Origin of the sequence: Streptococcus sanguinis, from assembly GCF_050222175.1 — a bacterium.
In the GTDB taxonomy this organism is placed as follows: Bacteria; Bacillota; Bacilli; order Lactobacillales; family Streptococcaceae; genus Streptococcus; species Streptococcus sanguinis_M.
In genome coordinates, this window is record NZ_CP071420.1 from 662,546 (window position 1) to 688,676 (window position 26,131).

At 42.6% G+C, this 26,131-nt stretch carries 29 protein-coding genes; 23 read left to right on the forward strand and 6 right to left on the reverse strand.

What is annotated here, in order from left to right; translation table 11 throughout:
* The first annotated feature begins 39 nt into the window (after positions 1 to 39).
* Both J1C91_RS03350 and J1C91_RS03355 read left to right on the forward strand, forming a co-directional pair.
* The gene (locus tag J1C91_RS03350) at positions 40 to 495 is read left to right on the forward strand and encodes a DUF3290 family protein (protein WP_002897090.1); all 456 of its coding nucleotides are present in this window, start codon (positions 40 to 42) and stop codon (positions 493 to 495) included.
* Complete coding sequence (locus J1C91_RS03355; protein ID WP_002909170.1) at positions 492 to 1,124, forward strand: DUF421 domain-containing protein; 633 nt, start codon at positions 492 to 494, stop codon at positions 1,122 to 1,124. The genes J1C91_RS03350 and J1C91_RS03355 overlap by 4 nt, the downstream gene beginning before the upstream one ends.
* A gap of 49 nt (positions 1,125 to 1,173) precedes the next feature.
* On the opposite strand, the gene J1C91_RS03360 is transcribed toward J1C91_RS03355, so the two are convergent.
* Both J1C91_RS03360 and J1C91_RS03365 read right to left on the reverse strand, forming a co-directional pair.
* Positions 1,174 to 1,704 (reverse strand): DUF805 domain-containing protein, encoded by a 531-nt coding sequence (locus tag J1C91_RS03360; RefSeq protein WP_002909171.1) that lies wholly within the window; start codon positions 1,702 to 1,704, stop codon positions 1,174 to 1,176.
* A 216-nt stretch (positions 1,705 to 1,920) separates the two neighbouring features.
* Positions 1,921 to 2,247, reverse strand: a complete 327-nt coding sequence (locus J1C91_RS03365; RefSeq protein ID WP_002909172.1) for a DUF805 domain-containing protein — start codon at positions 2,245 to 2,247, stop codon at positions 1,921 to 1,923.
* 245 nt (positions 2,248 to 2,492) lie between these two features.
* Between J1C91_RS03365 and metG the strand changes: the two genes are divergently transcribed.
* From metG to lacG, 12 genes are all read left to right on the forward strand, one after another.
* Positions 2,493 to 4,487 (forward strand): methionine--tRNA ligase, encoded by a 1,995-nt coding sequence (metG, locus tag J1C91_RS03370; protein ID WP_002909173.1) that lies wholly within the window; start codon positions 2,493 to 2,495, stop codon positions 4,485 to 4,487.
* A 136-nt stretch (positions 4,488 to 4,623) separates the two neighbouring features.
* A complete protein-coding gene (locus tag J1C91_RS03375; RefSeq protein WP_002909174.1) occupies positions 4,624 to 4,758 on the forward strand; it encodes a hypothetical protein in 135 nt (44 codons plus the stop codon).
* Positions 4,759 to 4,762: 4 nt separating this feature from the next.
* Positions 4,763 to 5,419, forward strand: coding sequence for a DUF4230 domain-containing protein (locus tag J1C91_RS03380; RefSeq protein ID WP_002909176.1), 657 nt, complete (start codon positions 4,763 to 4,765; stop codon positions 5,417 to 5,419).
* A 217-nt stretch (positions 5,420 to 5,636) separates the two neighbouring features.
* The gene (locus J1C91_RS03385; RefSeq protein WP_004185878.1) at positions 5,637 to 6,392 is read left to right on the forward strand and encodes a DeoR/GlpR family DNA-binding transcription regulator; all 756 of its coding nucleotides are present in this window, start codon (positions 5,637 to 5,639) and stop codon (positions 6,390 to 6,392) included.
* Between the two features lie 208 nt (positions 6,393 to 6,600).
* Positions 6,601 to 7,026, forward strand: a complete 426-nt coding sequence (gene lacA / locus J1C91_RS03390; RefSeq protein WP_032911878.1) for a galactose-6-phosphate isomerase subunit LacA — start codon at positions 6,601 to 6,603, stop codon at positions 7,024 to 7,026.
* A gap of 16 nt (positions 7,027 to 7,042) precedes the next feature.
* Complete coding sequence (lacB, locus tag J1C91_RS03395; RefSeq protein ID WP_002894723.1) at positions 7,043 to 7,558, forward strand: galactose-6-phosphate isomerase subunit LacB; 516 nt, start codon at positions 7,043 to 7,045, stop codon at positions 7,556 to 7,558.
* 12 nt (positions 7,559 to 7,570) lie between these two features.
* The gene (locus tag J1C91_RS03400) at positions 7,571 to 8,500 is read left to right on the forward strand and encodes a tagatose-6-phosphate kinase (protein ID WP_002909178.1); all 930 of its coding nucleotides are present in this window, start codon (positions 7,571 to 7,573) and stop codon (positions 8,498 to 8,500) included.
* Positions 8,501 to 8,503: 3 nt separating this feature from the next.
* A complete protein-coding gene (lacD, locus tag J1C91_RS03405) occupies positions 8,504 to 9,484 on the forward strand; it encodes a tagatose-bisphosphate aldolase (RefSeq protein WP_002909179.1) in 981 nt (326 codons plus the stop codon).
* A 196-nt stretch (positions 9,485 to 9,680) separates the two neighbouring features.
* Positions 9,681 to 10,514, forward strand: coding sequence for a PRD domain-containing protein (locus tag J1C91_RS03410; RefSeq protein ID WP_002909181.1), 834 nt, complete (start codon positions 9,681 to 9,683; stop codon positions 10,512 to 10,514).
* Positions 10,515 to 10,562: 48 nt separating this feature from the next.
* Positions 10,563 to 10,880 (forward strand): PTS lactose/cellobiose transporter subunit IIA, encoded by a 318-nt coding sequence (locus J1C91_RS03415; protein ID WP_002909182.1) that lies wholly within the window; start codon positions 10,563 to 10,565, stop codon positions 10,878 to 10,880.
* Complete coding sequence (locus tag J1C91_RS03420) at positions 10,880 to 12,586, forward strand: lactose-specific PTS transporter subunit EIIC (protein ID WP_125438207.1); 1,707 nt, start codon at positions 10,880 to 10,882, stop codon at positions 12,584 to 12,586. Before J1C91_RS03415 ends, J1C91_RS03420 begins: the two co-directional genes overlap by 1 nt.
* Positions 12,587 to 12,684: 98 nt before the next feature.
* Positions 12,685 to 14,091 carry a 6-phospho-beta-galactosidase gene (lacG, locus tag J1C91_RS03425; RefSeq protein WP_002909184.1) on the forward strand — a complete coding sequence of 469 codons (1,407 nt, stop codon included), beginning with the start codon at positions 12,685 to 12,687 and terminating at the stop codon, positions 14,089 to 14,091.
* 54 nt (positions 14,092 to 14,145) lie between these two features.
* Here the strand turns inward: lacG and J1C91_RS03430 are convergent, their stop codons facing one another.
* Positions 14,146 to 14,355, reverse strand: a complete 210-nt coding sequence (locus tag J1C91_RS03430) for a helix-turn-helix domain-containing protein (RefSeq protein WP_002905070.1) — start codon at positions 14,353 to 14,355, stop codon at positions 14,146 to 14,148.
* Between the two features lie 12 nt (positions 14,356 to 14,367).
* Positions 14,368 to 14,895 (reverse strand): DUF2975 domain-containing protein, encoded by a 528-nt coding sequence (locus J1C91_RS03435; protein ID WP_002909185.1) that lies wholly within the window; start codon positions 14,893 to 14,895, stop codon positions 14,368 to 14,370.
* A 69-nt stretch (positions 14,896 to 14,964) separates the two neighbouring features.
* Here J1C91_RS03435 and J1C91_RS03440 point away from each other — a divergent pair, with 69 nt between their 5' ends.
* Positions 14,965 to 15,552 (forward strand): DUF3592 domain-containing protein, encoded by a 588-nt coding sequence (locus J1C91_RS03440; RefSeq protein ID WP_032912402.1) that lies wholly within the window; start codon positions 14,965 to 14,967, stop codon positions 15,550 to 15,552.
* Positions 15,553 to 15,661: 109 nt separating this feature from the next.
* Here the strand turns inward: J1C91_RS03440 and J1C91_RS03445 are convergent, their stop codons facing one another.
* Complete coding sequence (locus tag J1C91_RS03445; RefSeq protein ID WP_002909194.1) at positions 15,662 to 16,858, reverse strand: ferredoxin reductase family protein; 1,197 nt, start codon at positions 16,856 to 16,858, stop codon at positions 15,662 to 15,664.
* Between the two features lie 157 nt (positions 16,859 to 17,015).
* Positions 17,016 to 18,338 carry a DUF2974 domain-containing protein gene (locus tag J1C91_RS03450; protein WP_002909195.1) on the reverse strand — a complete coding sequence of 441 codons (1,323 nt, stop codon included), beginning with the start codon at positions 18,336 to 18,338 and terminating at the stop codon, positions 17,016 to 17,018.
* A 41-nt stretch (positions 18,339 to 18,379) separates the two neighbouring features.
* Here J1C91_RS03450 and J1C91_RS03455 point away from each other — a divergent pair, with 41 nt between their 5' ends.
* The 8 genes from J1C91_RS03455 to J1C91_RS03490 all read left to right on the forward strand — a co-directional run bounded on the left by J1C91_RS03455 (position 18,380) and on the right by J1C91_RS03490 (position 26,120).
* A complete protein-coding gene (locus J1C91_RS03455; RefSeq protein ID WP_009659088.1) occupies positions 18,380 to 19,066 on the forward strand; it encodes a response regulator transcription factor in 687 nt (228 codons plus the stop codon).
* Positions 19,050 to 20,030, forward strand: a complete 981-nt coding sequence (locus tag J1C91_RS03460; RefSeq protein WP_002909196.1) for a sensor histidine kinase — start codon at positions 19,050 to 19,052, stop codon at positions 20,028 to 20,030. Before J1C91_RS03455 ends, J1C91_RS03460 begins: the two co-directional genes overlap by 17 nt.
* Positions 20,031 to 20,041: 11 nt before the next feature.
* On the forward strand, positions 20,042 to 20,422 hold the full coding sequence (locus J1C91_RS03465) for a class Ib ribonucleoside-diphosphate reductase assembly flavoprotein NrdI (protein WP_002909197.1): 381 nt from the start codon (positions 20,042 to 20,044) through the stop codon (positions 20,420 to 20,422).
* A 148-nt stretch (positions 20,423 to 20,570) separates the two neighbouring features.
* Positions 20,571 to 21,326: a TraX family protein gene (locus tag J1C91_RS03470; RefSeq protein ID WP_002909198.1), complete on the forward strand. Its 756-nt coding sequence runs from the start codon at positions 20,571 to 20,573 to the stop codon at positions 21,324 to 21,326.
* 169 nt (positions 21,327 to 21,495) lie between these two features.
* Entirely contained in the window at positions 21,496 to 22,275 is a 780-nt protein-coding gene (locus J1C91_RS03475) for an ABC transporter ATP-binding protein (protein ID WP_002909199.1), read from the forward strand.
* Positions 22,256 to 24,256: an ABC transporter permease gene (locus J1C91_RS03480; protein WP_002909200.1), complete on the forward strand. Its 2,001-nt coding sequence runs from the start codon at positions 22,256 to 22,258 to the stop codon at positions 24,254 to 24,256. Before J1C91_RS03475 ends, J1C91_RS03480 begins: the two co-directional genes overlap by 20 nt.
* 150 nt (positions 24,257 to 24,406) lie before the next feature.
* Positions 24,407 to 25,273 (forward strand): ABC transporter ATP-binding protein, encoded by an 867-nt coding sequence (locus J1C91_RS03485; protein ID WP_002909201.1) that lies wholly within the window; start codon positions 24,407 to 24,409, stop codon positions 25,271 to 25,273.
* A 1-nt stretch (position 25,274) separates the two neighbouring features.
* Positions 25,275 to 26,120 carry an ABC transporter permease gene (locus J1C91_RS03490; protein ID WP_002909202.1) on the forward strand — a complete coding sequence of 282 codons (846 nt, stop codon included), beginning with the start codon at positions 25,275 to 25,277 and terminating at the stop codon, positions 26,118 to 26,120.
* Positions 26,121 to 26,131 lie beyond the last annotated feature (11 nt).

The following is a 26,131-nucleotide window of genomic DNA, read 5'->3' on the forward strand; positions in this document are numbered from 1 at the left end:
AAGATTTTCTATAATAGAGCGAGAAAATAGGGGGAAGCCATGAAATTCTATTCTTATGATTATGTTTTGAGTCAGATTAGTCAGCAAAACTGGGTGACAGTTGCACTTTCTGTCTTGCTGCTGCTTGTGACAGGATTTTTTGCTTTTAAGGCCTATCGCAATAAGCGTGATTCAAAATTCCGGGAACTAGCCATCATTTCTGTTTTGGCTTTGGTGGCCATGGTCTTGATTGGCATTAGCAATTTTCAGACTGACCAAGACTCTAACAACCAGTTTCAAACCTCTCTGCATTTTATTGAGGTCATTTCAGAAGACTTGGGTGTAGATAAGTCGGAGGTCTATGTCAATACTTCAGCCGCGACGGATGGAGCGATTTTGAAGGTCGGAAAGAACTTTTATCGGGCTATGAGCGGTAGTGAGCCGGATAAATATCTGCTTGAAAAAATTGACTTGCATAAGACGACAGATATCGAAATAGTGGAGGTTGAAAAATGACATTGAATTTTCTTGAAATCCTAATTAAACTAGCGCTGGGGCTTTTCTCACTAGTTTTTGTCATCAACGTGACGGGAAAAGGCAATCTGGCGCCTAATTCAGCAATCGACCAGATTCAAAACTATGTTCTTGGTGGTATTATCGGTGGGGTGATTTACAATAGCTCCATTAACATCCTCCAGTATGCGGTCATTCTCATCATGTGGACCATCTTGGTCTTGACCCTAAAGTGGCTCAATAACAATGTTCGTGCGGTTAAGCATTTGATTGATGGCAAGCCGACAACGTTGATTCAGCACGGGAAATTGAGTCCCGAAGCCTGCCGTTCTGTTGGTCTTTCAGCAGCAGATGTAGCTTTGAAGCTACGCAGCCAAGGTATTTTCCAGCTCAAGCAGGTCAAACGGGCGGTTATAGAGCAAAACGGCCAGCTGATTATTGTACAAGCTGGTGAAGAGAATCCTAAATATCCCCTTATCACAGATGGTGTTGTCCAGATTGATATTTTAGAGTCTATTGACAAAACAGAAGAGTGGCTGGTGGAGAGACTGGCTAAAGACGGATACACCGATATTTCGAATATCTTCATCGCAGAGTATGAAAGTGGCAACTTGAATGTTGTGACGTATTGAGAAAATCTTGCAAAGAGAAAGCCATTCCAGAAGCGGAATGGCTTTTGCTTTATTCAAATGGACTTTGCTCGTTTTCAGCTGATGCAAAATTTTGTTGAGGATTGGGCTGATTTTGATAGGAGTTCTGATCAAATTGCTGCCCTTGGTAATTTTGCTGATTTTGATAAGAATTTTGGACAAATTGTTGTTCTTGGTAATTCTGATTATTATAGTAATTATTTATAACGGGTTCATATTTTGTAGGTTGGCAATAAAGAATAGTCAAAACCAAGCGGCCAAATGGAACAATGGATAAAAAGATAAGTGCCCAATGAAAGCCAGCGTCCCGCAGACGTCGAATCTGAATAGCGAGATAGGGAAGCAGAATCGAAATAAAATAGATAACTAACAGGCCAGCAAAGATGGTAGATAAGACTCCTCCAGTCTCGGAATTTAAGGCTGTTTCAATCACAAGAGCAAAACTAGGAAGTAGTATCATCACCAAGATATGGCACAGAACGGGCCACCAATATTCTGAACGAGTTGAGCGACCAGTAAAGTCTACATAGCCCTTCCAAAACTTTTTATATGCATCAATCATATTAAAAATCCTTTTATTATTTTTTTATTTAGTGTACTATATTTGGCTTATATTTGCAAGTTTTCAGAAAATACAGGGCGTTTTAGTGAAATAGTGTAACATAAAAACCAACCTGTTTGCAATACCCCCAAAAAAGTTAGATACAAAAAATCTAACTTTTGGGGGCAGTACAGTTTGGGTTGGTCTGATTATCAGAAAGTGATTAATGTTAATTTTTTAGTATTCTGAAGGTTGACAGTGGAGGAAGAGTAGAATGAAATTACCAATAACTGGAATAAAAGATACGAAGATAAAAGCCCAATGGTAACCCGCATCTCTCAGACGGCGAATGGACAGAGATAGATTTGGAATGATAGTAAAGAAACCATAAATCTGAATTAGTGATAGAAGAGGAGCTGCTTCCTCTCCAACCATAAGTAAGAAAATTAAAGATAAGACAGCTATCAACATATTGGCAAATACAGCCCACCAATAATCTGGGCGATCTGACCGCCCAGCGAAGTCAAAAGCTCTCCGCCAAAAATCAAGATATGCATAAATCATAATAATCTCCTAAATAATTTTATTTATCTTATTATATTATAAATCACTAAATATTGCAATTTAATTTTTGTTTTTAGAAATACATCCATTTTCACCTTTGCTTAGCAGATACATCCAGGTTAGCAATCAATTGTTTTATTTTTCAAATGGTGATAAAATAAAGTGTTGAAGTTTGTGGTTTATCTGCGTGATAAATGGCAATTTCCGAATAAAAAGAGGTCTCATTTGCCTCGTAAGGAGAAATCATGTCTGAAAAGAACTTTTATATTACAACCCCTATCTACTATCCGAGCGGTAAACTCCACATCGGGTCTGCCTATACGACCATTGCTTGTGATGTTCTGGCTCGCTACAAGCGTCTCATGGGCTACGATGTTTTCTATCTGACTGGCCTTGACGAGCATGGACAGAAGATTCAGCAAAAAGCTGAAGAAGCTGGTATCAGTCCTCAAGCTTATGTCAATGGGATGGCAGTTGGGGTCAAGGAACTCTGGAAACTGCTGGATATTTCTTATGATAAGTTTATCCGGACGACCGATGACTACCATGAAAAGGTTGTAGCCGATGTCTTTGAACGACTCTTAGCCCAAGATGATATCTACTTGGGTGAATATTCAGGCTGGTATTCTGTATCAGATGAGGAATTCTTCACAGAAAGCCAGCTGGCAGAAGTCTTCCGTGATGAAAATGGGAAAGTAACTGGCGGAATTGCGCCATCTGGACATGAAGTGGAGTGGGTATCAGAAGAGTCTTACTTCCTGCGCCTCAGCAAGTACCAAGACCGCTTGGTAGAATTTTTCAAATCTCATCCAGACTTTATCACACCAGACGGACGTCTTAATGAAATGCTGAAAAACTTCATTGAGCCAGGTCTGGAAGACCTAGCTGTATCTCGGACGACCTTTACTTGGGGCGTGCCAGTGCCATCTAATCCTAAACACGTAATTTATGTCTGGATTGATGCCCTGCTTAACTATGCGACTGCTCTTGGCTACGGTCAGGATGATCACGCTAACTACGATAAATTCTGGAATGGGACAGTCTTCCACATGGTGGGCAAGGACATTCTGCGTTTCCATTCTATCTACTGGCCAATCCTGCTCATGATGCTGGATATTAAGCTACCTGACCGCTTGATTGCCCACGGTTGGTTTGTCATGAAAGATGGCAAGATGTCCAAGTCTAAGGGCAATGTGGTCTATCCTGAAATGCTGGTAGAACGCTATGGTTTGGATGCATTGCGTTATTACCTTATGCGCAGTCTTCCTGTTGGTTCAGACGGAACCTTCACTCCTGAGGACTATATAGGTCGTATCAACTATGAGTTAGCTAATGACCTTGGGAACCTGCTTAACCGTACTGTTTCCATGGTTAACAAGTACTTTGACGGTCAAATACCAGTCTACGAAGAAAATGTAACGGATTTTGACGGAGCTTTGGCTCAGGTAGCAGCACAATCCATCGCTGACTACTACAGACACATGGATGCAGTAGACTACCCACGCGCCCTAGAAGCAGTCTGGATGCTCATCTCCCGCACCAATAAATACATTGATGAAACTGCTCCTTGGGTCTTGGCTAAGGATGAAGCCCTCCGCAATCAACTTGCAAGTGTCATGAGCCACTTAGCAGCTAGCCTTCGTGTTGTGGCCCACATGATTGAGCCTTTCATGATGGAAACCAGCAAGGCTGTCCTCAGTCAACTAGGCTTGCCTCAAGCAACGTCTCTGGAAAATCTAGCAATTGACCAACTCCCAGCAGGTCTGACAGTTGTAGAGAAAGGGACACCAATCTTCCCACGTCTGGATATGGAAGAAGAAATTACTTATATCAAGGGACAAATGGAAGGCAACAAACCTGCGGTTGAAAAAGAATGGAATCCAGAAGAAGTCGAGCTCAAACTTAACCGCAAGGAAATCAAGTTTGACGACTTTGATAAGGTAGAAATCCGTGTCGCAGAAGTCAAAGAGGTGTCTAAAGTTGAGGGATCTGATAAGCTTCTCCAGTTCCGCTTGGATGCAGGAGACAGTGAGGACCGCCAAATCCTCTCTGGTATTGCTAAACACTATCCAAATGAGCAAGAACTGGTCGGCAAGAAAGTCCAAATCGTAGCCAACCTCAAACCGCGCAAAATGATGGGCCGTATCAGCCAAGGTATGATTCTATCAGCCGAGCACGGCGACCAACTGACTCTCCTTACTGTAGACGAGAAAGTCCCAAATGGCAGTTTGATTGGATAGCAAGTTTTTATCTAATGACAATCCCCCAGCAGGAGGCTGCTGGGGGATTTTTGATGTAATATTCTTTTTGAAACCGCTTGACAAAAGGTATATATATTTATATAATTTTTATTGAAAAAGTTTTAGGAGTTATATTATGAAAATAGTAAAAATTGCATCACTTGTTTTGTTGTTGCTTTTAATTGTCATTCTCTTTCCGCTGAATCCTTATTTGGCAGCTTTTCTGGCTATCATCAGTCTTGGAGTAGCATTTTTGATTCGGAGGAAGTAATATAATGAAAATAGTTAAGGATTTCATAAAAAAAGTTTTGGGGGCTAAAGTTTACATATGGATTGTGGTAGCCGTTCTTGCTATCTTTTTTGTTGTTGCGAAAACTTATAATATCATTGGATATTTTCAAGGGAAAAATGCTTCAGATGAGCGAAGTCAAATCTATACTCAAATAACTCGCTTAGAGAAAGTCAACGAAAGTGTTTTTTTGGATATAGGGATTCAAAAGGTTGAAACGATTGAGAAAGATAAGAAGATTCCTGGTACCAATATCAGTATTCCACTGTCTGTTAAGAAAGCTATTATCATTCTTAATTATACGGCTAAATTTGGGATTAAGGAAGGAGTCAAGGTTAGGAAAATCTCTGAACATGAGTACGAGCTAACTATACCTAAATATGAAGTCATAGGTGTAGAGGTCTCAGATAATCCAAAAGATCGATATAAACTCTATGATATGAGTGGACAGCTGTTGAGCGGTTCAACAGAAAATATTGATACTGGAGAGCATGTTGCGAAATCTCTTAGCAATAAAGAACAAGAAGCATACATTAAACAGTATAAAAATCTTATTACAGAATCAGCGGAAGCCTATTATACAAATATCGTGACTAGTATTGACTCAGAGGCTAAAGTAACTTTTAAAAATATGAATAAATAGGAATCATAACTTTTTGAGTATTGTTACAGTTTAGCTGATAGTGAAATGTGTCGTTCTATCAACTGGGGAAAGCATCTTGCACATCATTGCGAGGTGCTTTTTTATCTCCTATACCATATCGCAAACCCTCATTTTTGTTTAAAACAAACAAAAAATATGGAAAAAAACAGAAAAATGAGTTATAATAAACAAAACTAGAGTGTAGAGAGGGAATAGTATGGGTAAAAATCAGAGACAGGGCGAAATAGTTAAGCTGGTGGATCGAGCTGGGACGGTGACGGTTGCTGATATTGTAGAGAGTATGAAGGTCTCCGACATGACGGTTCGGCGGGACTTGATTCAGCTGGAAAGTAAAGGGCTTCTGACTCGTGTTCACGGTGGGGCTAAAAGTAATCAGCACCTCAAGTACAGAGAAATCCCTCATGAAGAGAAGCTTTATCAGAATATCGAGGCCAAGCGGACTGTGGCCAAGAAGGCTGTGGAGCTGATTGAAGATGGCGATACTATTTTTCTTGGGCCGGGGACTTCTGTGGAGGTGCTGGCTGAGGAAATCAGCAATCAGCATCTGCGCGTGATTACAAATTGTCTGCCTATTTTTCACGATCTTTTAAAAAAGAAGTCGGATACCTTCAAAGTCTTTCTCCTTGGTGGGGAGATGCGGGAAGCGACTCAAGCCTTTGTTGGCGAGATGACCAATGCCATCATGGATAAGATGTACTTTACCAAGATGTTCTTTAGTGGCAATGGCATCAAAAACGGACAGATTATGACCTCTTCTTTTGAAGAAGCCTACACTCAGAAGCTAGCTTTGGAGCGCTCGACAGAGACTTACCTATTGATTGATTCTTCTAAGATTGGCAAGGAAGATTTTACCTCTATCTGTCCTTTGGCTGATATTACAGCTGTTATCACAGACCAGATGTCTGAAAATGCTCAAGAAGAACTTGAGGTTTATACCAAGATTATTTCCTAGTTTATTTTAAATAGATGAAAAAATTATCAGAAAGCTCTTTTTAGGGCTTTTTTTGTTTATTTTAATCATATTTAAAAATATTTTGATTAAAACAAACAAAAATCTGTTGACAAATAACTTTTAAAGGAGTATAGTATGCTTATAGGAAACAGAAAGTGTTTTTTATAAACAATATTCTGTGCAAAAAATCAAACAAAGGAGAATGCTCATGGCAATTATTATTGGAGCAGATACTGCTGGAAGTAAGCTGAAAGATGTGGTTAAGGATTTTCTCGTTGGAGAAAACTTTGAAGTGGTGGATGTGACGAAAGAAGATCAGGATTTTGTTGATGTGACCCTTGCAGTTGCGGCTGAGGTGAATAAACAAGAGGAAAATCTTGGTATTGTCATTGACGCTTATGGAGCTGGTCCATTTATGGTAGCGACCAAAATCAAAGGCATGGTAGCGGCGGAAGTCTCAGATGAACGCTCTGCCTACATGACTCGCGGTCATAACAACTCTCGCATGATTACGATGGGAGCTGAAATCGTTGGTGAAGGGCTGGCTAAGAACATTGCCAAAGGCTTTGTCAATGGTAAATACGACGGCGGCCGTCACCAAATCCGGGTCGACATGCTCAACAAGATGTGCTAAGAAAAGGAGAAATCAAATGAAAATTGCAATTGGATGTGACCATATCGTTACCAATGAAAAAATGGCAGTCTCTGATTTTCTAAAATCAAAAGGCTATGAAGTTCTTGATTTTGGTACTTATGACCATACACGTACTCACTACCCAATCTTTGGTAAAAAAGTAGGGGAGGCAGTCGTTAGTGGACAAGCTGATCTTGGTGTTTGTATCTGTGGTACAGGTGTCGGTATCAACAACGCTGTAAATAAAGTTCCTGGTGTTCGTTCAGCTTTGGTACGTGACATGACTTCAGCTCTCTATGCTAAGGAAGAACTCAACGCCAATGTTATCGGTTTTGGCGGAAAAATCACTGGTGAGCTCCTTATGTGTGACATCATCGAAGCTTTCATTCATGCGGAGTACAAGCCGACTGAAGAAAATAAAAAATTGATCGCAAAAATTGAGCACGTTGAGACTCACAATGCTCATCAAACAGATGCCAACTTCTTTACAGAATTTCTTGAAAAATGGGATCGTGGAGAGTACCACGACTAGTGAGGTAGCCAGATGATTCTTACAGTGACCATGAATCCTTCTATCGATATTTCCTATCCCTTAGAAGAATTGAAAATAAATACTGTTAATCGTGTTGCTGAAGTCAGTAAGACAGCAGGAGGCAAGGGTCTCAATGTGACCAGGGTCTTGGCAGAAATTGGAGACTATGTCGCTGCGACGGGACTTATCGGTGGAACCAATGGAGAATTTTTATTACAAAATCTCCATCCTAATGTTAGACAATGCTTTTATAATATTTCGGGAGATACGAGAAATTGCATTGCTGTCTTGCACGAAGGTAAGCAAACAGAAATCCTGGAAGCCGGTCCGACTATTACAGCAGATGAGGCGAGGGATTTTCAAGAACACTTCCGGTCTTTGATGGCTGAGGCAGATGTTGTCAGTATCTCGGGCAGTCTGCCAGCGGGCCTACCGAAAGACTACTATATTCAGCTGATTGAAATGGCTAATCAAGCTGGCAATAAGGTGGTGCTGGATTGCTCCGGAGCAGCTCTGGAAGCTGTACTCAAATCAGATGTCAAACCAACTGCCATCAAACCAAATAACGAGGAACTTTCTCAGTTATTGGGTCGCGAAGTTTCCAAAGATTTGGATGAGTTAAAAGCTGTCCTTTCAGAACCGCTCTTTGATGGAATCGAGTGGATCATCGTATCACTCGGTGCAGATGGAGCTTTTGCTAAGCACTGGGATACTTTCTATAAAGTAGATATTCCTAAAATCCAAGTGGTCAATCCAGTTGGCTCTGGAGACTCAACTGTTGCAGGGATCTCCTCAGCCTTGAGTCATCAAGAAGATGATGTCTCTCTGCTCAAAAAAGCAAATGTTCTGGGCATGCTCAATGCCCAAGAAAAAATGACTGGACATGTCAATGTCTACAATTATGATAATTTATATAATCAAATTACAGTAAAAGAGGTATAAAGAATGGTATTAACAGAACAAAAACGCAAGTACATGGAAAAACTTTCTGATGAGAATGGCATCATTTCTGCCTTGGCATTTGACCAACGCGGTGCTTTGAAACGCCTTATGGCTCAACACCAGGAAGCAGAACCAACAGTAGCTCAAATGGAAGAACTGAAAGTTTTGGTTGCAGAAGAGCTGACTCCTTACGCTTCATCTATGCTGCTGGACCCTGAGTATGGACTGCCTGCTACTAAGGCTTTGGACAAGAACGCTGGCTTGCTATTGGCCTATGAAAAGACAGGCTATGATACTTCTAGTACCAAGCGCCTGCCAGACTGTCTGGATGTTTGGTCAGCAAAACGCATCAAAGAACAAGGTGCGGATGCGGTGAAATTCCTTCTTTACTATGATGTAGACAGCTCTGAAGAACTCAACCAGCAAAAGCAGGCTTATATCGAGCGTGTGGGTTCAGAGTGTGTGGCAGAAGATATTCCTTTCTTCCTTGAAATCTTGGCTTACGATGAAAAGATTGCGGATGCTTCCAGCGCTGAGTACGCTAAAATTAAACCTCACAAGGTTATCGGTGCCATGAAGGTCTTCTCAGATCCACGTTTCAACATTGATGTCTTGAAAGTGGAAGTTCCAGTCAATGTTAAATACGTTGAAGGCTTTGGCGATGGTGAAGTGGTGCATACAAAAGCTGAAGCAGCTGCCTTCTTCAAGGAACAAGATGAGGCAACGAACTTGCCATACATCTACTTGAGTGCGGGTGTATCTGCGAAACTTTTCCAAGAAACACTTGTGTTTGCTCATGAGTCAGGTGCTAACTTCAACGGTGTTCTTTGCGGACGTGCGACTTGGGCTGGCAGTGTCAAAGACTACATTGAGCAAGGTGAAGAAGCAGCTCGCAAGTGGCTTCGTACAACAGGATTTGAAAATATTGATGAGCTCAACAAGGTTCTTCAAAAAACAGCTACCTCTTGGAAAGAAAGAGCCTAAAATTTGTTAAAAAATAAATAAAGTAAGGGTTTACATTCCGAGACTGATATGCTATAATGAAATCAGAAATTGAATAGGGTGAGCGTTACTAAGTTGGATTAGGCGTGACCGCAAATAAATTGAGGGAAGATATAGCCTCGGTTTGTTTGTGGTCTTTTTGTTTTGCCAGAACCCTAGAAAATGAAGAGGAGGAGATATGTATCGAATCATACATCCTATGAACAACAATGTTGCTCTAGCCAAACATGAAAATGGTGAAGAGGTTGTTCTGATTGGCAGTGGCATAGCTTTTAATAAAAAGAAGGGTGACATCGTTCTGGAAAGTAAGATTGAGAAAATCTTTCGCCTAAGAACGGAAGAGTCTAAAGAAAACTTTGTGGCCTTGCTCAAAGATGTTCCACTGGACTTTATCACAGTGACCTATGATGTGATTGATACCCTTTCTAAGAAGTATGATTACCCTGTCCAGGACTATATCTATGTCACGCTGACGGATCACATTTACTGTTCATATCAGGCTCTGCAGCAGGGGCGGTACAAGGAGAGTGGCCTGCCAGATGCTTCGGACAAATACCCTGTCCCTTATCAGATTGCCCAGGAAGCGGTAGCCATATACCGCGAGCGGTTGTTGGATAATTTCCCTGGCGACGAGGTCAATCGCATTGCCTATCACTTTATCAATGCCGAAGGGGAGACCAATCCTGAGGGACAAAGCCATTTGGGCAGGCGAAAAGATATTCTGGCTGCAGTTGAGGCAGAGCTGAAGAAAAATGGCATTAAAAGAAGTGCAGAAAACAGCAACTTTTATGACCGTTTTATGATTCACCTGAACTACTTTTTGGACTATCTGGACAGAAGCCGTGATGACAATGTTTCCCTGCTGGAAATGGAAAGTCAGATCCAGATGACCTACCCTCAAGCCTATCAGGTCGGAAGTGATATTTACCACATCATTGCCCAGAAGACAGGAATTGATCTTTACCGCAGCGAACGGGTCTACCTGGTGCTGCATATTCAACGCCTTTTATAGTAGAAAATAATAATAACATTTCACACAAGAATACAAGGAGGAACTCTCATGAATAGAGAAGAAATAACATTGCTCGGTTTTGAAATTGTGGCCTACGCTGGTGACGCTCGCTCCAAGCTCTTAGAAGCTTTGAAAGCCGCAGAAGCTGGGGATTTTGCTAAGGCAGATGCCTTGGTAGAAGAAGCCAATGGTTGCATCGCTGAAGCACACCACGCTCAGACCAGTCTCTTGACAAAAGAAGCTGCTGGTGAGGACTTGGCTTACAGTGTGACCATGATGCACGGCCAAGATCACTTAATGACTACTATCTTGCTAAAAGACATGATGCACCATTTGATTGAACTATACAAAAGAGGAGTGAAATAATGAACAAACTCATCGGACTTATTGAGAAAGGGAAGCCTTTCTTTGAGAAGATTTCTCGGAATATCTATCTCCGTGCTATTCGGGATGGCTTTATCGCTGGTATGCCAGTCATCCTCTTCTCATCTATCTTTATCTTGATTGCCTATGTGCCAAATGCTTGGGGCTTCCACTGGTCTAAGGACATTGAAACTTTCCTAATGACCCCTTATAGCTATTCGATGGGGATTCTGGCTTTCTTTGTGGGTGGGACCACTGCTAAGGCGCTGACAGACTCTGTCAACCGCGACCTGCCTGCGACAAACCAGATTAACTTCTTGTCTACTATGCTGGCTTCTATGGTCGGCTTCCTCCTCATGGCGGCTGAACCTGCCAAGGAAGGTGGCTTCCTAACTGCCTTCATGGGAACGAAAGGTCTTTTGACAGCCTTCATCGCAGCCTTCGTTACGGTTAATGTCTACAAGGTTTGTGTGAAAAATAATGTCACCATCCGCATGCCAGAAGAAGTTCCACCAAATATCTCGCAAGTATTTAAAGACTTGATTCCATTTACTGTTTCAGTCGTTCTGCTCTACGGTTTGGAACTGCTTGTTAAAGCAAGTCTGGGAGTGACGGTTGCTGAATCCATCGGAACACTTCTTGCTCCACTCTTCTCAGCGGCAGATGGCTATCTGGGAATCACACTTATCTTTGGTGCTTATGCTTTCTTCTGGTTTGTGGGAATTCACGGTCCATCTATCGTTGAGCCTGCCATTGCTGCCATTACTTATGCCAATATCGATGCTAACTTGGCTCTAGTTCAAGCTGGTCAGCATGCGGATAAGGTCATCACTTCTGGTACGCAAATGTTCATCGTTACCATGGGTGGTACTGGTGCGACCTTGATTGTTCCATTCCTCTTCATGTGGATCTGTAAGTCCGAGCGTAACCGTGCAATTGGACGGGCATCTGTTGTCCCAACTTTCTTTGGTGTCAATGAGCCTATTCTCTTTGGAGCACCAATCGTACTGAATCCGATTTTCTTCATTCCATTTATCTTTGCACCTATCGCAAACGTATGGATTTTTAAATTCTTTGTTGATACCTTAAACATGAACTCCTTCTCAGCCAACCTTCCTTGGGTAACACCTGGACCTCTGGGAATTGTGCTGGGTACCAACTTCCAGCTTCTGTCCTTTGTACTAGCAGCCCTCCTTGTCGTAGTAGATGTGATTATTTACTATCCATTTGTCAAGGTTTATGACGAACAAATCCTAGAAGAAGAACGTTCTGGCAAAGCTAATGATGCTCTTAAAGAAAAAGTAGCAGCCAACTTTAACACTGCTAAAGCAGATGCTATCCTTGAAAAAGCAGGAGTGGAGGAAGAAGCTCCAGCGCAAAACAATATTAGCGAAGAAACCAATGTTCTGGTGCTCTGTGCAGGTGGTGGGACTAGCGGATTGCTGGCCAACGCTTTGAATAAAGCAGCAGCTGAATACAATGTCCCTGTCAAAGCAGCAGCGGGTGGATACGGTGCTCACCGTGAAATGCTGCCTGAGTTTGACCTGGTTATCCTGGCTCCTCAAGTTGCCTCCAACTTTGAAGACATGAAGGCGGAAACAGATAAATTAGGCATCAAGCTAGCTAAGACTGAAGGCGGCCAATACATCAAACTCACCCGTGATGGCAAAGGAGCGCTAGCCTTCGTTCAGGAGCAATTCAACAACTAATTTGTTAGTTCATTTGAGGTGAAGCAAAGTTCAATTCCCCTGTTATTCACCTATTTACTTACTTGTTTCACCTCAAAGGCTATTGAAAGGAAAATAAGATGACAAAAAGCTTACCTAAAGATTTTATTTTCGGTGGTGCAACAGCAGCCTATCAAGCTGAGGGAGCAACCCACACAGATGGAAAAGGACCTGTTGCCTGGGATAAGTACCTAGAGGATAACTACTGGTACACGGCAGAACCTGCCAGTGACTTTTACCATAAATACCCAGTGGATCTGAAATTGGCTGAGGAGTATGGCGTCAATGGTATTCGAATTTCCATTGCTTGGTCACGGATTTTCCCGACAGGCTTTGGCGAGGTCAATCCAAAAGGTGTGGAATTTTACCATAATCTTTTCGCAGAATGTCACAAGCGTCATGTAGAACCTTTTGTGACCCTTCACCACTTTGATACACCAGAGGCTCTTCATTCAAATGGCGATTTCCTCAATCGGGAAAATATTGAGCACTTTGTAGACTATGCGGCTTTCTGTTTTGAAGAATTTCCAGAAGTTCGCTATTGGACGACTTTCAATGAAATTGGCCCTATTGGCGATGGCCAGTACTTAGTTGGAAAATTCCCTCCGGGTATCCAGTATGACTTGGCCAAGGTTTTCCAATCCCATCACAACATGATGGTCTCCCATGCTCGTGCTGTTAAGCTCTATAAGGACAAGGGATACAAGGGTGAAATCGGTGTCGTTCATGCACTTCCGACAAAATATCCTTATGATCCAGAAAATCCAGCAGATGTCAGAGCGGCAGAGTTGGAAGATATTATTCATAACAAGTTCATCTTAGATGCGACTTATCTGGGACACTATTCAGATGTAACTCTGGCAGGAGTGAATCATATCCTTAAGGTCAATGGTGGCCAGCTGGATCTGCGAGATGAAGACTTCGCGGCTCTAGAAGCGGCTAAAGACCTCAATGACTTCCTTGGCATCAACTACTATATGAGTGACTGGATGCGCGACTTTGACGGTGAAACAGAAATTATCCATAACGGAAAAGGCGAAAAGGGAAGCTCCAAGTACCAGATTAAGGGTGTAGGGCGCAGAGAATCTCCAACCCATATACCAAAAACTGATTGGGATTGGATTATCTATCCGCAAGGTCTCTATGACCAAATCATGCGGATTAAGAAAGATTATTCCAACTACAAGAAGATCTATATCACAGAAAATGGTCTGGGTTATAAGGATGAATTTGTGGACAATACGGTTTACGACGATGCTCGTATTGACTACGTCAAGCAGCATTTGGAAGTTTTATCTGATGCGATTGTGGATGGGGCTAATGTCAAGGGCTACTTTATCTGGTCTCTGATGGATGTCTTTTCTTGGTCTAACGGTTATGAAAAACGCTACGGCTTATTCTACGTAGACTTCGAAACGCAGGAACGCTATCCGAAGAAATCCGCTCGCTGGTATAAGAAACTAGCTGAAACACAAATGATTGAATAGAAAAGCAAAACTCCCATTCTTAGCTAAATAAAATCGGCTAGGACGGGAGTTTTTTTATTCTTCATCATCTGTAAATTCTAGGATGTCTCCGGGCTGGCAATCAAGGGCTTTACAGATAGCATTGAGGGTGCTAAAGCGGATAGCCTTAGCCTTGCCTGTTTTGAGGATGGAAAGGTTGGCGTTTGTGATGCCGATGATATCGGCTAGTTCTCCCAGTTTCATCTTTTTCTTGGCCAGCTGAACATCAAGATTAACGATAATCATGATAGCAGCCTCCTAGATAGTAAATTCATTTTCTTCAGCTATATCAATCCCTTTTTCCAGAATTTTCATCATCAGCCAAATAATCAGAGCACCCAAGAGAGGTGTAAAGCTCATACTGGCGTTAAAAGAGAAGGGGAGGGCGATGGGATTGCCTGATGCAGCAACCTTAACGGAAAGAAAGGTCAGAGCCAGAAAGACTTTCCATGCCCTATCAGCTAGTTGCGTGTTTGATGAATCAAAAATCTTTCCACCAATCAAATTTTTGATGAAATTACGAGCAAGATAGATGAGATAAATAGTCAAAGAAGCTGTGAGAAGATTTATAACAAAGGTTAGAATACTCCACAAATTTGAAAAATCAACTGAGGGCAGAAATTGAACATTGAGCTTTATTCCCAACCTGTCGGAAAGACCGGTGTAAGAAATCACACTTAGGATAGTAAGAAACACCAAAATAGCAGCATAACCCACTATGATAAGATTCAGAAGAGTAACGATATCTTTGAGCAAAAAATTATTTTTTAATTCAATCTTTTTCATGATGCTTACCTCTATCGAAAATCAGCCGGCAGTAGATTTTCTTTTCCTTTTATTATAATCTATTTTTTATTGTGTTTCAAGAAAAATATATCGAAAAACGATAATTTTTTTGAGACCAAAAGGATATCTTATAGAGGATTTGGTATCGATGACAATTTTGATACAATATGTATTGAATATCAAAGTAACGAAGGAGATAGTAATGAATCCTATGTTTATGATTGTGGTGCTTGGGCTACTCTTAGAAGTAAATCTACATCTTTAGTATCAGGCAAAGTAGTAGGATATAACAGTACTATCTATAGTCGCCATGGTAAGCCACCTCAGGTAGCCTTGCCTATTGTAGAGTATACCGTTCGCGGCAAACAATATCGAAAAAGTCTTAAGTATAAACAGTTTATCCCTGCATCTTCAGGAAAAATCCAAAAAGATGTCTTTTCAAGTGACTATGTTTACGGCTCGGATAGGAGTCTAGACTTGAAAAAAATATTTCCCGTCGGCTCAGGTATGACGGTCTATTATAATCCTAAGAATCCAGAAGAGGCATATGTTGAGCGCTACATCAGCAATGAAAAGTATTTTAAATATTTGTTTATCGGATTTTCTATTTTCTTTCTCATTCTGATTGGAATTAATCTTTTCCGTATATTTTTGTAGTTTGAAAAGTCTATTTTTGGATATTGAGTGATAGAAATTTTATCTTTTTCAAAATTAGTTAAATTCAAATAGAGTAAAAAAGAGGATTGAACTCCTCTTTTTGCCTTCTTTATTTAAATTTAAAGCCTTCATAGACCAGATCTGCTTTAGGATTGGTCTTTTTAAATTCGTTGGCTAGTTTATCCATCATCTTGACAGGTCCGCACATGAAGACCGTAGTTTTGTCGTCCAGAGGATAATTCTTGAAGTCCAAATAGCCGGAGACCTTGCTATCGACCAAATGAAGGTCAAACTGCGGATTCTTGGCTGCGTAGTCTTTGAGTAGGTCTAGGTAAACAGCGTTTTCTGCTCCAGTATAAGCATAGTAGAAGCTGACTGGACGATTCAGATTAGGATTTTCTCGGATATAGGAGATGAAGGGCGTAATGCCAATCCCACCAGCAATCCAAATCTGCTTTTCCTGCCCTTGGTCAAGTATCATGTGGCCATAAGCTCGGTCAATGGTGACCTTGGTTCCCTCTTGGATCTTGTCATAAAGTTTTTTAGTATGGTCACCAGAGTTCTTGATAGTAAAGTAAACAATGTTGTCATGACCGCCAGAGATAGAGAAAGGATGTGGCGCTTTTTCAAATCCCTCTTGGAAAATCTTGACAAAGGCAAACTGCCCATACTGGTAGTCTAGCTTTTGACTAAGCTGGATCTTCAACTCCACGGTATCGTGGTTCAGGCGTTTGACCTGAATGATTTTTCCCAGATGGCGAAAGGCCAAACTTTGATAGAGGAAGATGATATAAAAGCCAGAAGCTAAACCGATGATAGCGTAGAATCCGACTACGAAGCCTAGCAAGGTCGGTGTCAGGAGTCGACCGCCCATCAGCATATAGGCGTGGAAGAGACCAAAGATATAGGCCAGATAGACAAAGCGGTGAATCCAGCGCCAAGCCTCATACTTGATGTGCTTGCCAAGATAGGCCACCAGAACAATACTGACAAAGAGATAGATGCCGACATTTCCAAGCTGGGCTGCTAGATGAGAGCCCCAGAGACTGCCACCCATGGCAACATTGTGGAGAGCAAGCAGGACGACGGAAAAGATAGCTGTAAACTTATGATAGGCGTACATCTTTTCGATGCCATGGAACCATTTTTCCAATAGGGAGTTCCGAGTCGCAAGTAAAAAAGTTAGCGAGAGGGTAGTCAAGGCTAGACCAGGTACGATAAAGTTGGTCATCCCAGCTGAAGCCCAAGCATAGATAGTCAGGATTATGCTGACGGCGATAAGGGCGATTCCTTTGATAGATTTCATGATGGTATCCTTTCTGTTTTTATCACTACTTAGTTGTAAATGTTTTTGTTACATTTTAACAAAGAAAAAACAAGCTGTCAAGATAAGAGCTTGTTTCTTTTTTGGTATGGAAAGGCCAAGTTTTCTGTTGGATAAGATAAAGAGGACTTTTGCGATTTTACTCGTGAACTTCTGTAGCAGTCTCTTCCTTTTTGTCAGTCTCAGACTGGCCGAAAGGCAACTGCCTACTCCAGCGTGATAGATTTTCTCGGATATCTTTGCCAATTTCAGAAAGATTAGGTATGCTAATGTCATCCTTCCAGCTTTGAACACGCATATTCAGAAGGAGCTTGGACAAGCGCAGCAGCATGTCACGTTCTTGGTCTGATAGAGATTGAGCATTTTTCAGGATATCAAGGACTTTGTTAAAGTTTTCAACATTGGACAGTTCGTCGACAGACTGGATACCAGCATCCAAAATCAGTCCGAAAAAGAGGTCGAAAAAGTCTTTAAGTTCTTCATCTGAAACGGTGCTCACCCAATTTTTAAACGTTTTGTCAATCTGCAGGCTCTCTGCATCTAGTGTATCCAGCAATAGGAAAGAGTCTCCCTTGATTTTCCATGAAAAGGTATCGTGCTGGGCAAAGCCGCCGATGGCACTGCTTTTAACAATCCTAGCTTCCTTAGGTGTTTCCAGCATCATGCCGACGATGGAGTTCTGAGGCAGGTAGCGTTTCATCCTTTCAACTATGGCCTGATAGCCATCGCTTTCGGTGACAGAGTGATTGAGACCGGGAGAATCATAACTGTAGATGGCTTCAATACGGTCTTGAAGCGACGTTTCCATCTGACTGGCTGCATAGGAAGCCAGGTTTCCTCCTTTGGAATGGCCGGTTAGGATAAAGTTACCGGGCAGATTTTCTAAGGCTTTCTGCAGGTAGCGGGCGGCCATTTTCTGAGCAGGGATTTGAGCCATATAGGTCATGTGGAAGTCTTCCTTCCAGCCGACAATGGAGTCGTCCGTACCGCGAAAGACCAGAACATAGGTATCAGGCTTGATTTTGAAAATCAAGGCAGCGAATTGCTTCTGGATATCTTGGTCAACGTCATTGACATAGCCCATCAGTTTTAGATTTTTAAAGCGGGTAGAGGCTGCGGCCGAATCTAGCAGTTTTAGTCGGTTTTTGCTGACCATCATGGAGAGGTCGCGCGGTACTTGATTGGCCAAATCCAGCAGCCGACAGTCGCAGTAGGGGGACATGTCCTCGTGCACTAGTTGGTCAAAAGGCAAGTAGGTCATCTCTGTCAGAATCAGCAGATCCAGTTCATTGAAAGGTTTATCATAAATGCTGTCATGCTGAACTTCTTCAAGGTAAGTAAAAATATTGCTCATATTATATCTCCAATTTCTACTAGTTAGTATAGCATATTTTTCTGATAGAATTTCTCTTTTCCAGAAAAATCCTACCTTAGACTGAGGATGATAAACAAGCAATCGCATTTTTTGGTATAATGTTACTAGCAAGCAATCGGGAGGGAAAGATGCACAAGATTTTACTAGTAGAAGATGATCCAGTCATCCGTCAAATGATTAAAAAGATGCTGGAACAATGGGGCTTTCAGGTAGTGGCAGTTGAGGACTTTATGGATGTGCTGACTGTCTTTGTCCGAGAGGAGCCGCATCTGGTGCTGATGGATATCGGTCTGCCCTTGTTTAACGGCTATCACTGGTGTCAGGAAATCCGCAAGATTTCAACGGTGCCTATCATGTTTCTGTCTTCCCGTGATCAGTCCATGGACATTGTCATGGCTATCAATATGGGGGCAGATGACTATGTGACCAAGCCTTTTGACAACAATGTCTTTCTGGCTAAAGTTCAGGGCTTGCTGCGCCGTTCCTATGAATTTGGAAATGACCAAAGTCTCTTGGAGCACCAAGGTGTCATTCTCAATCTCAAGTCAACAGATCTGGTCTTTGATGGGAAAGTGGTGACCTTGACAAAGAACGAATTTCAGATTTTACGGGTTCTCTTCGAGCATTCTGATGGTATCGTGGCGCGTGATGACCTGATGAAGGAACTCTGGAACAGTGACTTTTTCATTGATGACAATACCCTATCGGTCAATGTCGCTCGCCTGCGTAAGAAGCTTGAAGAGCACGGACTGAAAAACTTCATCGAAACCAAAAAAGGAATAGGATACGGTCTCATCAATGGACACACAGGATAAATTTTTCTTTCTTAGATTTTACCTTTATTCACGGCGATTTTTTCTAGCTCTGCTGATTTTGCTGCTAGGCTTTATTCTGCTCTTTGCCTTTGTCTTTGATGCTTACCGCAGTCTGCTGGAATACGTTGCGCTCTTGCTGGCTTTTCTGTCTTTCTTGTTTATCGGAGCAGATGCTTGGACGGCCTATAAGGCTTATCGCAGCCAGAAGCTGCAAGCCTCTGCTCAGGCGCAGACTCCTCTAGAAAAGCTTTTGCAGGAAAGAGTGGAAGAGTTGGAGTATGAACAGAAGAATCAGCTCTTGGTTGAGCAGGAAAAATACAATGATTTGCTGGACTACTATACTCTTTGGGTTCATCAAGTCAAGACACCTATTGCTGCCAGTTCACTCTTGATTGGAGACTTGAAAGATAAGGAAGCCAAGTCTCAGCTGGAGCAGGAGCTCTTCAAGATCGAATCCTACGTTCATCTGGTGCTCCAGTACCTCCGTCTGGAAAGCTTCCATGACGATCTAGTTCTGAAGCAGGAAAATCTTGCTGATTTGGTCAGAGAAGTTGTCAAGAAATACGCCCTTTTCTTTATTCAGCAAGGACTCAGCCTCAATCTTCATGACCTAGACCACACGATTGTCACTGATAAAAAGTGGTTTCTAGTGATTTTGGAGCAGGTCCTATCCAATAGTCTTAAATACACCAAAGAAGGCAGCATAGAGATTTATTTTCATGAGGGCAGCCTCTACATCAAGGACACGGGTCTGGGGATTCAAAATGCTGATTTGCTGCGGGTTTTTGAGCGTGGTTTCTCAGGCTACAATGGTCGTCTGACCCAGCAGTCATCAGGCTTAGGTCTTTATCTGTCCAAGAAAATTGCTGATCAGCTGGGACATAAGATTGCTATAGACTCTCAAGTTGGTCAGGGAACGGCGGTTTCCATCGCCTTTCCTGAGAAGAAATTGATCTTTGAGTAGGAGGAAGAAAGTTGCTAGTAGTGGTTTATGATAGTCTGACTGGTTTGGGCAAGAAGTTTGCTAAAAGTCTGGGACTGCCTAGCCAGTCAGTCTGGAAAAAGCTGGAGGAGCCTTGCATTTTAGTCAGCAGAAATAGCGGAGCAGGGCAGATTCCGTGGACGACTAAGCGCTTCATCAGAAAGTATGAGCATCTAATCAAAGGCTTTGTCATCAATGGCAACCAGAAGCGTTATCCGCGGACCTTTTGTGGGGCAACGGATAAGATAGTGGAGCAATATGGTCTACGTCATATTCGTAATATAGAGGGCTCTGGAACGGAAGCAGACCGACAAGCGGTCAAATACTTTTTAGAACAGTTGCAGATGGAAGAAAGTTTTCATAAAAGTCACTAGGTTTTGAGCTATTTTAGGTAGATGCTTTGCATGATTTTTAAAAGTGACAAAATTGTAAGAATAAAACTAGCAAATGAAAGGTTAGGTTATGGTACCGGCCTTTCTTTTTTATTATCATAGAGTCAAGAAATAAGAAGGAGACAGAAAAATGAAATCAAAAGGTATAAATGCTTTTCAGTTGAAGCTCTTCATGGCATTTCTTATGGTTTTTGACCATATCAGCCAGATACCAGGGCTGGTGCCGGACGGATGGGATGGCGTTTTGCATGCCCTAACTCGCTGTGTCGGAGCAGCATTTGCCTTCATGGCAGTGGAAGGTTTTCTCCACACTCACAACCGTCTGGCTTACAATATGCGGCTCTTCTTTTGGGCAGCCCTGATGCAGACAGGAAACTGTATCCTGACGCTTCTCTTTCAGGAGAAGGGCATCTACCTCACTCACAACATCTTCCTGACCTTGGCCTGCGGGGTCCTCATGCTGAGTCTTTTCTTTGGCTTTTCTGAAAATGGCGGAGCTGCTAAGGATAGGAAGCGTGGTTTGCGGATAGCGGCAGGAGTATTAGTCTTGCTGGCTGGGCTTCTCTTTAGCGAAGGTGGCATGGCTCTGCTTCCTTTCATGCTCTTGACCTACCTTTTTAGAAACCAAGTCTTTTTCAGAAACTTGTCCTATGTAGTTTGGGCGGGAGTTCTCTTTGCCATGAGTATTCAAATTTATCCAACCTTACAGGACACTCTGTCTATGCTGCTCTATAATTCAGACTGGCTCTTTATCAGTGTTCTTCCTCTCTTGCACTTCTATAATGGTGAGCGAGGATCCAGCAGCAAGTGGAGCAAATATTTCTTCTATATTTTCTATCCAGCCCACCTTTGGCTAATTGCTTTGATTGCCTTTTGGGTAAAATAAACTCCATCTCATCTTACAAAAGTGTAAGATTGCACTTTAAAATGTAAGCTTAGGTTATGGCTGGGCGTTTGGTATTGAGATAAAATAGACTTATCAATTAGGAGGCAGTTTATAAAAACTGCTAAAAGCAGGGCTTTGATAGGTTCCTGCTAAACAGAAAGGAAGCAAGATGACATTATTAGACGTACAACACGTGAAAAAGATTTATAAAACCCGCTTTCAGGGCAGCCAAGTAGAGGCCTTGAAGGACATTCACTTTACGGTAGAAAAAGGTGAATATGTCGCCATCATGGGGGAGTCAGGCTCCGGGAAATCCACCCTGCTCAACATCCTAGCCATGTTGGACAAGCCGACTGAGGGCCGCGTCTTTCTCAACGGAACTGACACGGCAACCATCAAAAATAGTCAGGCTTCCAGCTTCCGCCGGGAGAAATTAGGCTTTGTCTTTCAGGATTTCAATCTGCTGGACACCCTGTCGGTCAAGGATAATATCCTCCTGCCGCTAGTCCTCTCTCGCCGTCCCATTACCGAGATGATGCAAAAGCTGGTTACGACCTGTAATGAGCTGGGGATTAACAAGCTGCAAGAGAAGTTTCCTTATGAGATTTCTGGAGGCCAGAAGCAGCGGGTCGCAGTAGCTCGGGCCATTATCACTGATCCTGAGATTCTGCTGGCGGACGAGCCGACGGGAGCCTTGGATTCCAAGTCTTCGGCAGCCTTGTTGGATGTCTTTGACGATATCAATGCCCGCGGTCAAACCATTCTCATGGTGACCCACTCAACAGCAGCGGCTAGCCGGGCAAAGCGGGTGCTCTTTATCAAGGATGGGATTCTTTATAATCAAATCTTCCGCGGTGACAAGACAGAGCGGCAGATGTTCCAAGAGATTTCTGACACTCTGACAGTTATGGCAAGTGAGGTGGGCAATCATGTTCAAACTAACGAGTAAACTGGCTTTGTCCAATCTGGTTAAAAATCGCAGTTTGTATTATCCATTTGCTTTGGCGACGGTACTGGCAACAGCAATTTTGTATAGTTTTGTCTCACTAGCTTATAGCCCGAATATGGAGACCTCTTATGGCGGTTCGGCAGCTCGCATGACCTTGCAGTTTGGCATCCATGTCATTCAGATTGCCGTCCTTATCCTCATTACCTATGCCAATAGCTTCGTGATGAAAAACCGCTCCCGAGAGTTGGGAGTCTATAGTCTGCTGGGCATGGAGAAAAAGCATCTGCTAGTCATGACCTTCTTTGAGCTCTGTGTTTTTTATCTAGCTACAGTTGGTCTGGGTATCTTGTCTGGTCTAGCTTTAGATAAGATGCTCTACGCAGTCCTTTTGAAATTGATGGGAATGCCGGCAGTTCTTGCCTCGACCTTTCAATGGCAGAATGTCTGGATGACTCTAGCTAGTCTAGGTGTCGCTTTTGCGGTGATTTTGTTGCTCAACTCTACGCGTCTTCTACGCTATAGCTCTCTGCATCTTGTAAAAGAAAAGAAAGCAGGCGAGAAGAAGGGACGCTTCCTTTTTCTGCAAACCTTGCTGGGGCTCCTGCTCATGGGTGTGGCTTATTATATGGCTTTGACCGTTACCAAGCCTGTCGCTGCTATCGGCAATTTCTTTATAGCTGTGGTCATGGTTATCATCGCAACCTATCTGCTTTTTAATGCAGGTTCGATTACACTATTACAATTTCTCAAAAAGCGCAAAGGCTACTACTATAAAACGCAGAATTTCATTTCTGTTTCCAATCTTATCTCGCGGATGCGTAAAAATGCAGCAGGATTGGCAACTATCTCCATTCTATCTACCATGCTCTTAGTGACTCTGGTCGGTACAATCAATATCTATGTTGGAGGTCAGGATTATATTACTACCTTGCATCCGAAGGATTATAATGTCAGTATCGTCTTGCCGAAATCGACCGATCAGAAGGAGGATCTGTTGGACAAGGTCCAGCAAGTCGCTCAGGACACAGATCTGAAGAAGCCAAGCTATACTACCTATCTCTACCAATCAGCCTTCATTACGAAACTGGCTGGTAATGATGTGACAGTTCCAATGCAAAGAGAGCTGGAGTCAGATACAAGTATCTTGACCAAGTCTGCAGGCACGATTACAGTCATCAATCGCCAGGATTATGAAAAAATGACAGGGGAAAAGATAGACTTAGCAGACGATGAAACCCTAGTTTACGGGAAAAATATTTCCTTAAATAAGGACAAGCCTCTCCGAGTGAATGGCAAGGACTGGAAGATTAAGCAGCTTTTATCGTCGAATTTCACGCATGGGGAAATCCCTAATCCAAACGATGTAACCATGGAACAGGGGCTCTATATGGTGGTCAATGATAGCAAAGATGTTAATCTCGATGTGGAACATTACTACTACATTGGAGTTGCTTCAGAGACTAAGGGCAGTAAAAAGTTTGTCGAGCAAGTCCAACTGGGGTTGAGGGACGCTTTGGATCAGGAACAAGCTCAAGATGGTAGCTTCGCAATGGCTAGTGACCGTTACAGCGCAGAAAAGAGCTATCAGGAACTTACTGGAACCTTGCTCTTCATCGGTGTCTTCCTCTCGGTTATCTTCCTTCTGGGAGCTGTTCTCGTGATTTACTACAAGCAAATTTCTGAAGGATATGAAGACCGAGATGGCTTTATCATCTTGCAAAAAGTTGGTTTAGATGAAAAGCAGACTAGAAGTACCATTCGAAAACAGATTTTGACTGTTTTCTTCCTACCTCTCATCTTTGCTTTTCTACATGTAGCAGCGGTCTTTCATATGTTGCGCTTGATAGTTGCTCTATTGGGTGTGACCAATCTTCCTCTTTTGATTCAGACAACACTTGCAACTTGTGGAGTCTTCCTCCTAACCTATATTCTGGTCTTTCTTCTGACTTCACGCAGCTACCGCAAGATTGTCGCCCGCTAAGAGCAAATCCCTGACCTCTGGTCGGGGATTTTTTGATGTCTGGATTTTTACCTCTCATCTCCTTCATTTTACCGCTTGTCCAAAAAGCCGAGATTTTTCAAAAAAGACTTGCTATCATAGTCTCAGAAGTAAAGAAAAGGAGAAAAGATCATGTTAGTAGAAACGAAAAATCTTAGCAAGGTTTATGGCGATCAAGTTGCAGTTAATGATCTGAATATTCAGATTGAGAGAGGCAGTTTTACAGCTATTCTAGGCCCTAATGGTGCAGGAAAGTCTACGACTATTCAGATGTTGATAGGTCTCTTGCGGCCGACATCCGGGCAGATTTGCTATGCTGAAAAGCTTAAGTTGGGTGTGGTTTTCCAAAACAGTGTGTTGGACGCCCGGCTGACAGTTTTGGAAAATCTGACTATCAGGGCCAAGCAGTACAAGGAGATGACGGCAGGTAGAATTGAGCGCTTGGTCTCTCAGCTAGGCTTGTCAGCCTTTGTCAAGCAGCCTTATGGAACGCTATCTGGCGGCCAAAAGCGTCGGGTGGACATTGCTCGAGCCCTGCTCAATAGTCCCGACCTGCTTTTTCTAGATGAGCCTACGACAGGCCTGGACATTCAGACTCGGGAGAGTATCTGGAGCCTGCTCAAGCAGATTCAGAAAGAAGAGCAGATGACCATTGTCTTGACAACCCACTATCTCAATGAAGCTGATGATGCAGATAAGATCTATATCGTAGATCATGGTCAGGTCATTGCCCAAGGCTCTGCAGACCAGATTAAGGGAAACTATGCCCGCAATGTCTTACGGATTTTAAGTCAAGATGCAGCAAGTTTAGAGAAAAGCTTGCCAAGAGGCTGCGCTTGGGAGCAAGTCAAGGAAGGGGAATTTATCCTCCACCCTAAAACGACTCAAGAAGCTCTGACCTTATTGGCTCAGGCTGGTCCCTATATTGAACAATTTGAATTCCAACCCGGAACCATGGACGATGCCTTTATGGCACTGACAGGAAGAGAGGTACGCTAATATGCTCGCTTTGATAAAACGTAATTTTTTACTTTATTTCCGCAACCGCAGTGGGGTAATTTTGTCCCTCTTCGGAGCAATTATTCCCTTTATGCTTTATATCGTTTTTTTGAAAAATAATTACAAAGACCATTCCAGCCAGCTGATGGACTTGTGGCTGATTGGCGGCGTGTTGGCAGTTACAGGATTAACGACCACATTGGCAGCTTTCTCCCGGCAGGTCGAAGACCGGGAGCGGAAGGTGACAGACGACCTCTTTATCACAGACTTGGGACCATGGGGCTTGCAGCTTAGTTATCTTGTCAGCTCTGTTATTATCGGCTTTTTGATGCAGGTCACTATGTTTGCCTTTATGCTCAGCTATTTTACGCTGGCGGATAACATTTCCTTTGAGTGGGGAATCTTTCCTTACCTGGTTCTTCTGATGCTCTTAAACAGCCTCTTGGCCACACTGATAAATGCTCTGATTGTTCAATGCTTCAAATCAGTGGATAGTTTAGGGAAATTGGCAACAGTAGTCGGAGCAACTTCTGGTTTTCTAGTGGGTACCTATATCCCCATTGGAACCTTGCCGAATATGGCGCAAAACCTGATGATGCTTACGCCTTCTAACTACATGGCATCTCTTTTCAGACAGGTTCTCATGAAAGAAAGTCTAGCAGATACTTTTGCTAATAGCAGCCAGTCACAAGCAGCTTTTGAAAAAACAATGGGAATTCGCATTGAATGGCAGGAGCTCTTGACAAGGACAGAAACTTTCTATATAGTTGGAATAGTTTTAGTTGCAATAGCGCTTATTTGGATGGTGCAAAATATGATTGCCATCCGCCGGCTGAAACTACAATAGAATGTGAATAG

What these genes read in the sequence shown, in the direction of transcription:
- J1C91_RS03350 (WP_002897090.1), top strand. Translation starts at nt 40, where the DNA reads ATGAAATTCTATTCTTATGATTATGTTTTGAGTCAGATTAGTCAGCAA.
- J1C91_RS03355 (WP_002909170.1), top strand. Translation starts at nt 492, where the DNA reads ATGACATTGAATTTTCTTGAAATCCTAATTAAACTAGCGCTGGGGCTT.
- J1C91_RS03360 (WP_002909171.1), bottom strand. Translation starts at nt 1,704, where the DNA reads ATGATTGATGCATATAAAAAGTTTTGGAAGGGCTATGTAGACTTTACT.
- J1C91_RS03365 (WP_002909172.1), bottom strand. Translation starts at nt 2,247, where the DNA reads ATGATTTATGCATATCTTGATTTTTGGCGGAGAGCTTTTGACTTCGCT.
- metG (WP_002909173.1), top strand. Translation starts at nt 2,493, where the DNA reads ATGTCTGAAAAGAACTTTTATATTACAACCCCTATCTACTATCCGAGC.
- J1C91_RS03375 (WP_002909174.1), top strand. Translation starts at nt 4,624, where the DNA reads ATGAAAATAGTAAAAATTGCATCACTTGTTTTGTTGTTGCTTTTAATT.
- J1C91_RS03380 (WP_002909176.1), top strand. Translation starts at nt 4,763, where the DNA reads ATGAAAATAGTTAAGGATTTCATAAAAAAAGTTTTGGGGGCTAAAGTT.
- J1C91_RS03385 (WP_004185878.1), top strand. Translation starts at nt 5,637, where the DNA reads ATGGGTAAAAATCAGAGACAGGGCGAAATAGTTAAGCTGGTGGATCGA.
- lacA (WP_032911878.1), top strand. Translation starts at nt 6,601, where the DNA reads ATGGCAATTATTATTGGAGCAGATACTGCTGGAAGTAAGCTGAAAGAT.
- lacB (WP_002894723.1), top strand. Translation starts at nt 7,043, where the DNA reads ATGAAAATTGCAATTGGATGTGACCATATCGTTACCAATGAAAAAATG.
- J1C91_RS03400 (WP_002909178.1), top strand. Translation starts at nt 7,571, where the DNA reads ATGATTCTTACAGTGACCATGAATCCTTCTATCGATATTTCCTATCCC.
- lacD (WP_002909179.1), top strand. Translation starts at nt 8,504, where the DNA reads ATGGTATTAACAGAACAAAAACGCAAGTACATGGAAAAACTTTCTGAT.
- J1C91_RS03410 (WP_002909181.1), top strand. Translation starts at nt 9,681, where the DNA reads ATGTATCGAATCATACATCCTATGAACAACAATGTTGCTCTAGCCAAA.
- J1C91_RS03415 (WP_002909182.1), top strand. Translation starts at nt 10,563, where the DNA reads ATGAATAGAGAAGAAATAACATTGCTCGGTTTTGAAATTGTGGCCTAC.
- J1C91_RS03420 (WP_125438207.1), top strand. Translation starts at nt 10,880, where the DNA reads ATGAACAAACTCATCGGACTTATTGAGAAAGGGAAGCCTTTCTTTGAG.
- lacG (WP_002909184.1), top strand. Translation starts at nt 12,685, where the DNA reads ATGACAAAAAGCTTACCTAAAGATTTTATTTTCGGTGGTGCAACAGCA.
- J1C91_RS03430 (WP_002905070.1), bottom strand. Translation starts at nt 14,355, where the DNA reads ATGATTATCGTTAATCTTGATGTTCAGCTGGCCAAGAAAAAGATGAAA.
- J1C91_RS03435 (WP_002909185.1), bottom strand. Translation starts at nt 14,895, where the DNA reads ATGAAAAAGATTGAATTAAAAAATAATTTTTTGCTCAAAGATATCGTT.
- J1C91_RS03445 (WP_002909194.1), bottom strand. Translation starts at nt 16,858, where the DNA reads ATGAAATCTATCAAAGGAATCGCCCTTATCGCCGTCAGCATAATCCTG.
- J1C91_RS03450 (WP_002909195.1), bottom strand. Translation starts at nt 18,338, where the DNA reads ATGCGATTGCTTGTTTATCATCCTCAGTCTAAGGTAGGATTTTTCTGG.
- J1C91_RS03455 (WP_009659088.1), top strand. Translation starts at nt 18,380, where the DNA reads ATGCACAAGATTTTACTAGTAGAAGATGATCCAGTCATCCGTCAAATG.
- J1C91_RS03460 (WP_002909196.1), top strand. Translation starts at nt 19,050, where the DNA reads ATGGACACACAGGATAAATTTTTCTTTCTTAGATTTTACCTTTATTCA.
- J1C91_RS03470 (WP_002909198.1), top strand. Translation starts at nt 20,571, where the DNA reads ATGAAATCAAAAGGTATAAATGCTTTTCAGTTGAAGCTCTTCATGGCA.
- J1C91_RS03475 (WP_002909199.1), top strand. Translation starts at nt 21,496, where the DNA reads ATGACATTATTAGACGTACAACACGTGAAAAAGATTTATAAAACCCGC.
- J1C91_RS03480 (WP_002909200.1), top strand. Translation starts at nt 22,256, where the DNA reads ATGTTCAAACTAACGAGTAAACTGGCTTTGTCCAATCTGGTTAAAAAT.
- J1C91_RS03485 (WP_002909201.1), top strand. Translation starts at nt 24,407, where the DNA reads ATGTTAGTAGAAACGAAAAATCTTAGCAAGGTTTATGGCGATCAAGTT.
- J1C91_RS03490 (WP_002909202.1), top strand. Translation starts at nt 25,275, where the DNA reads ATGCTCGCTTTGATAAAACGTAATTTTTTACTTTATTTCCGCAACCGC.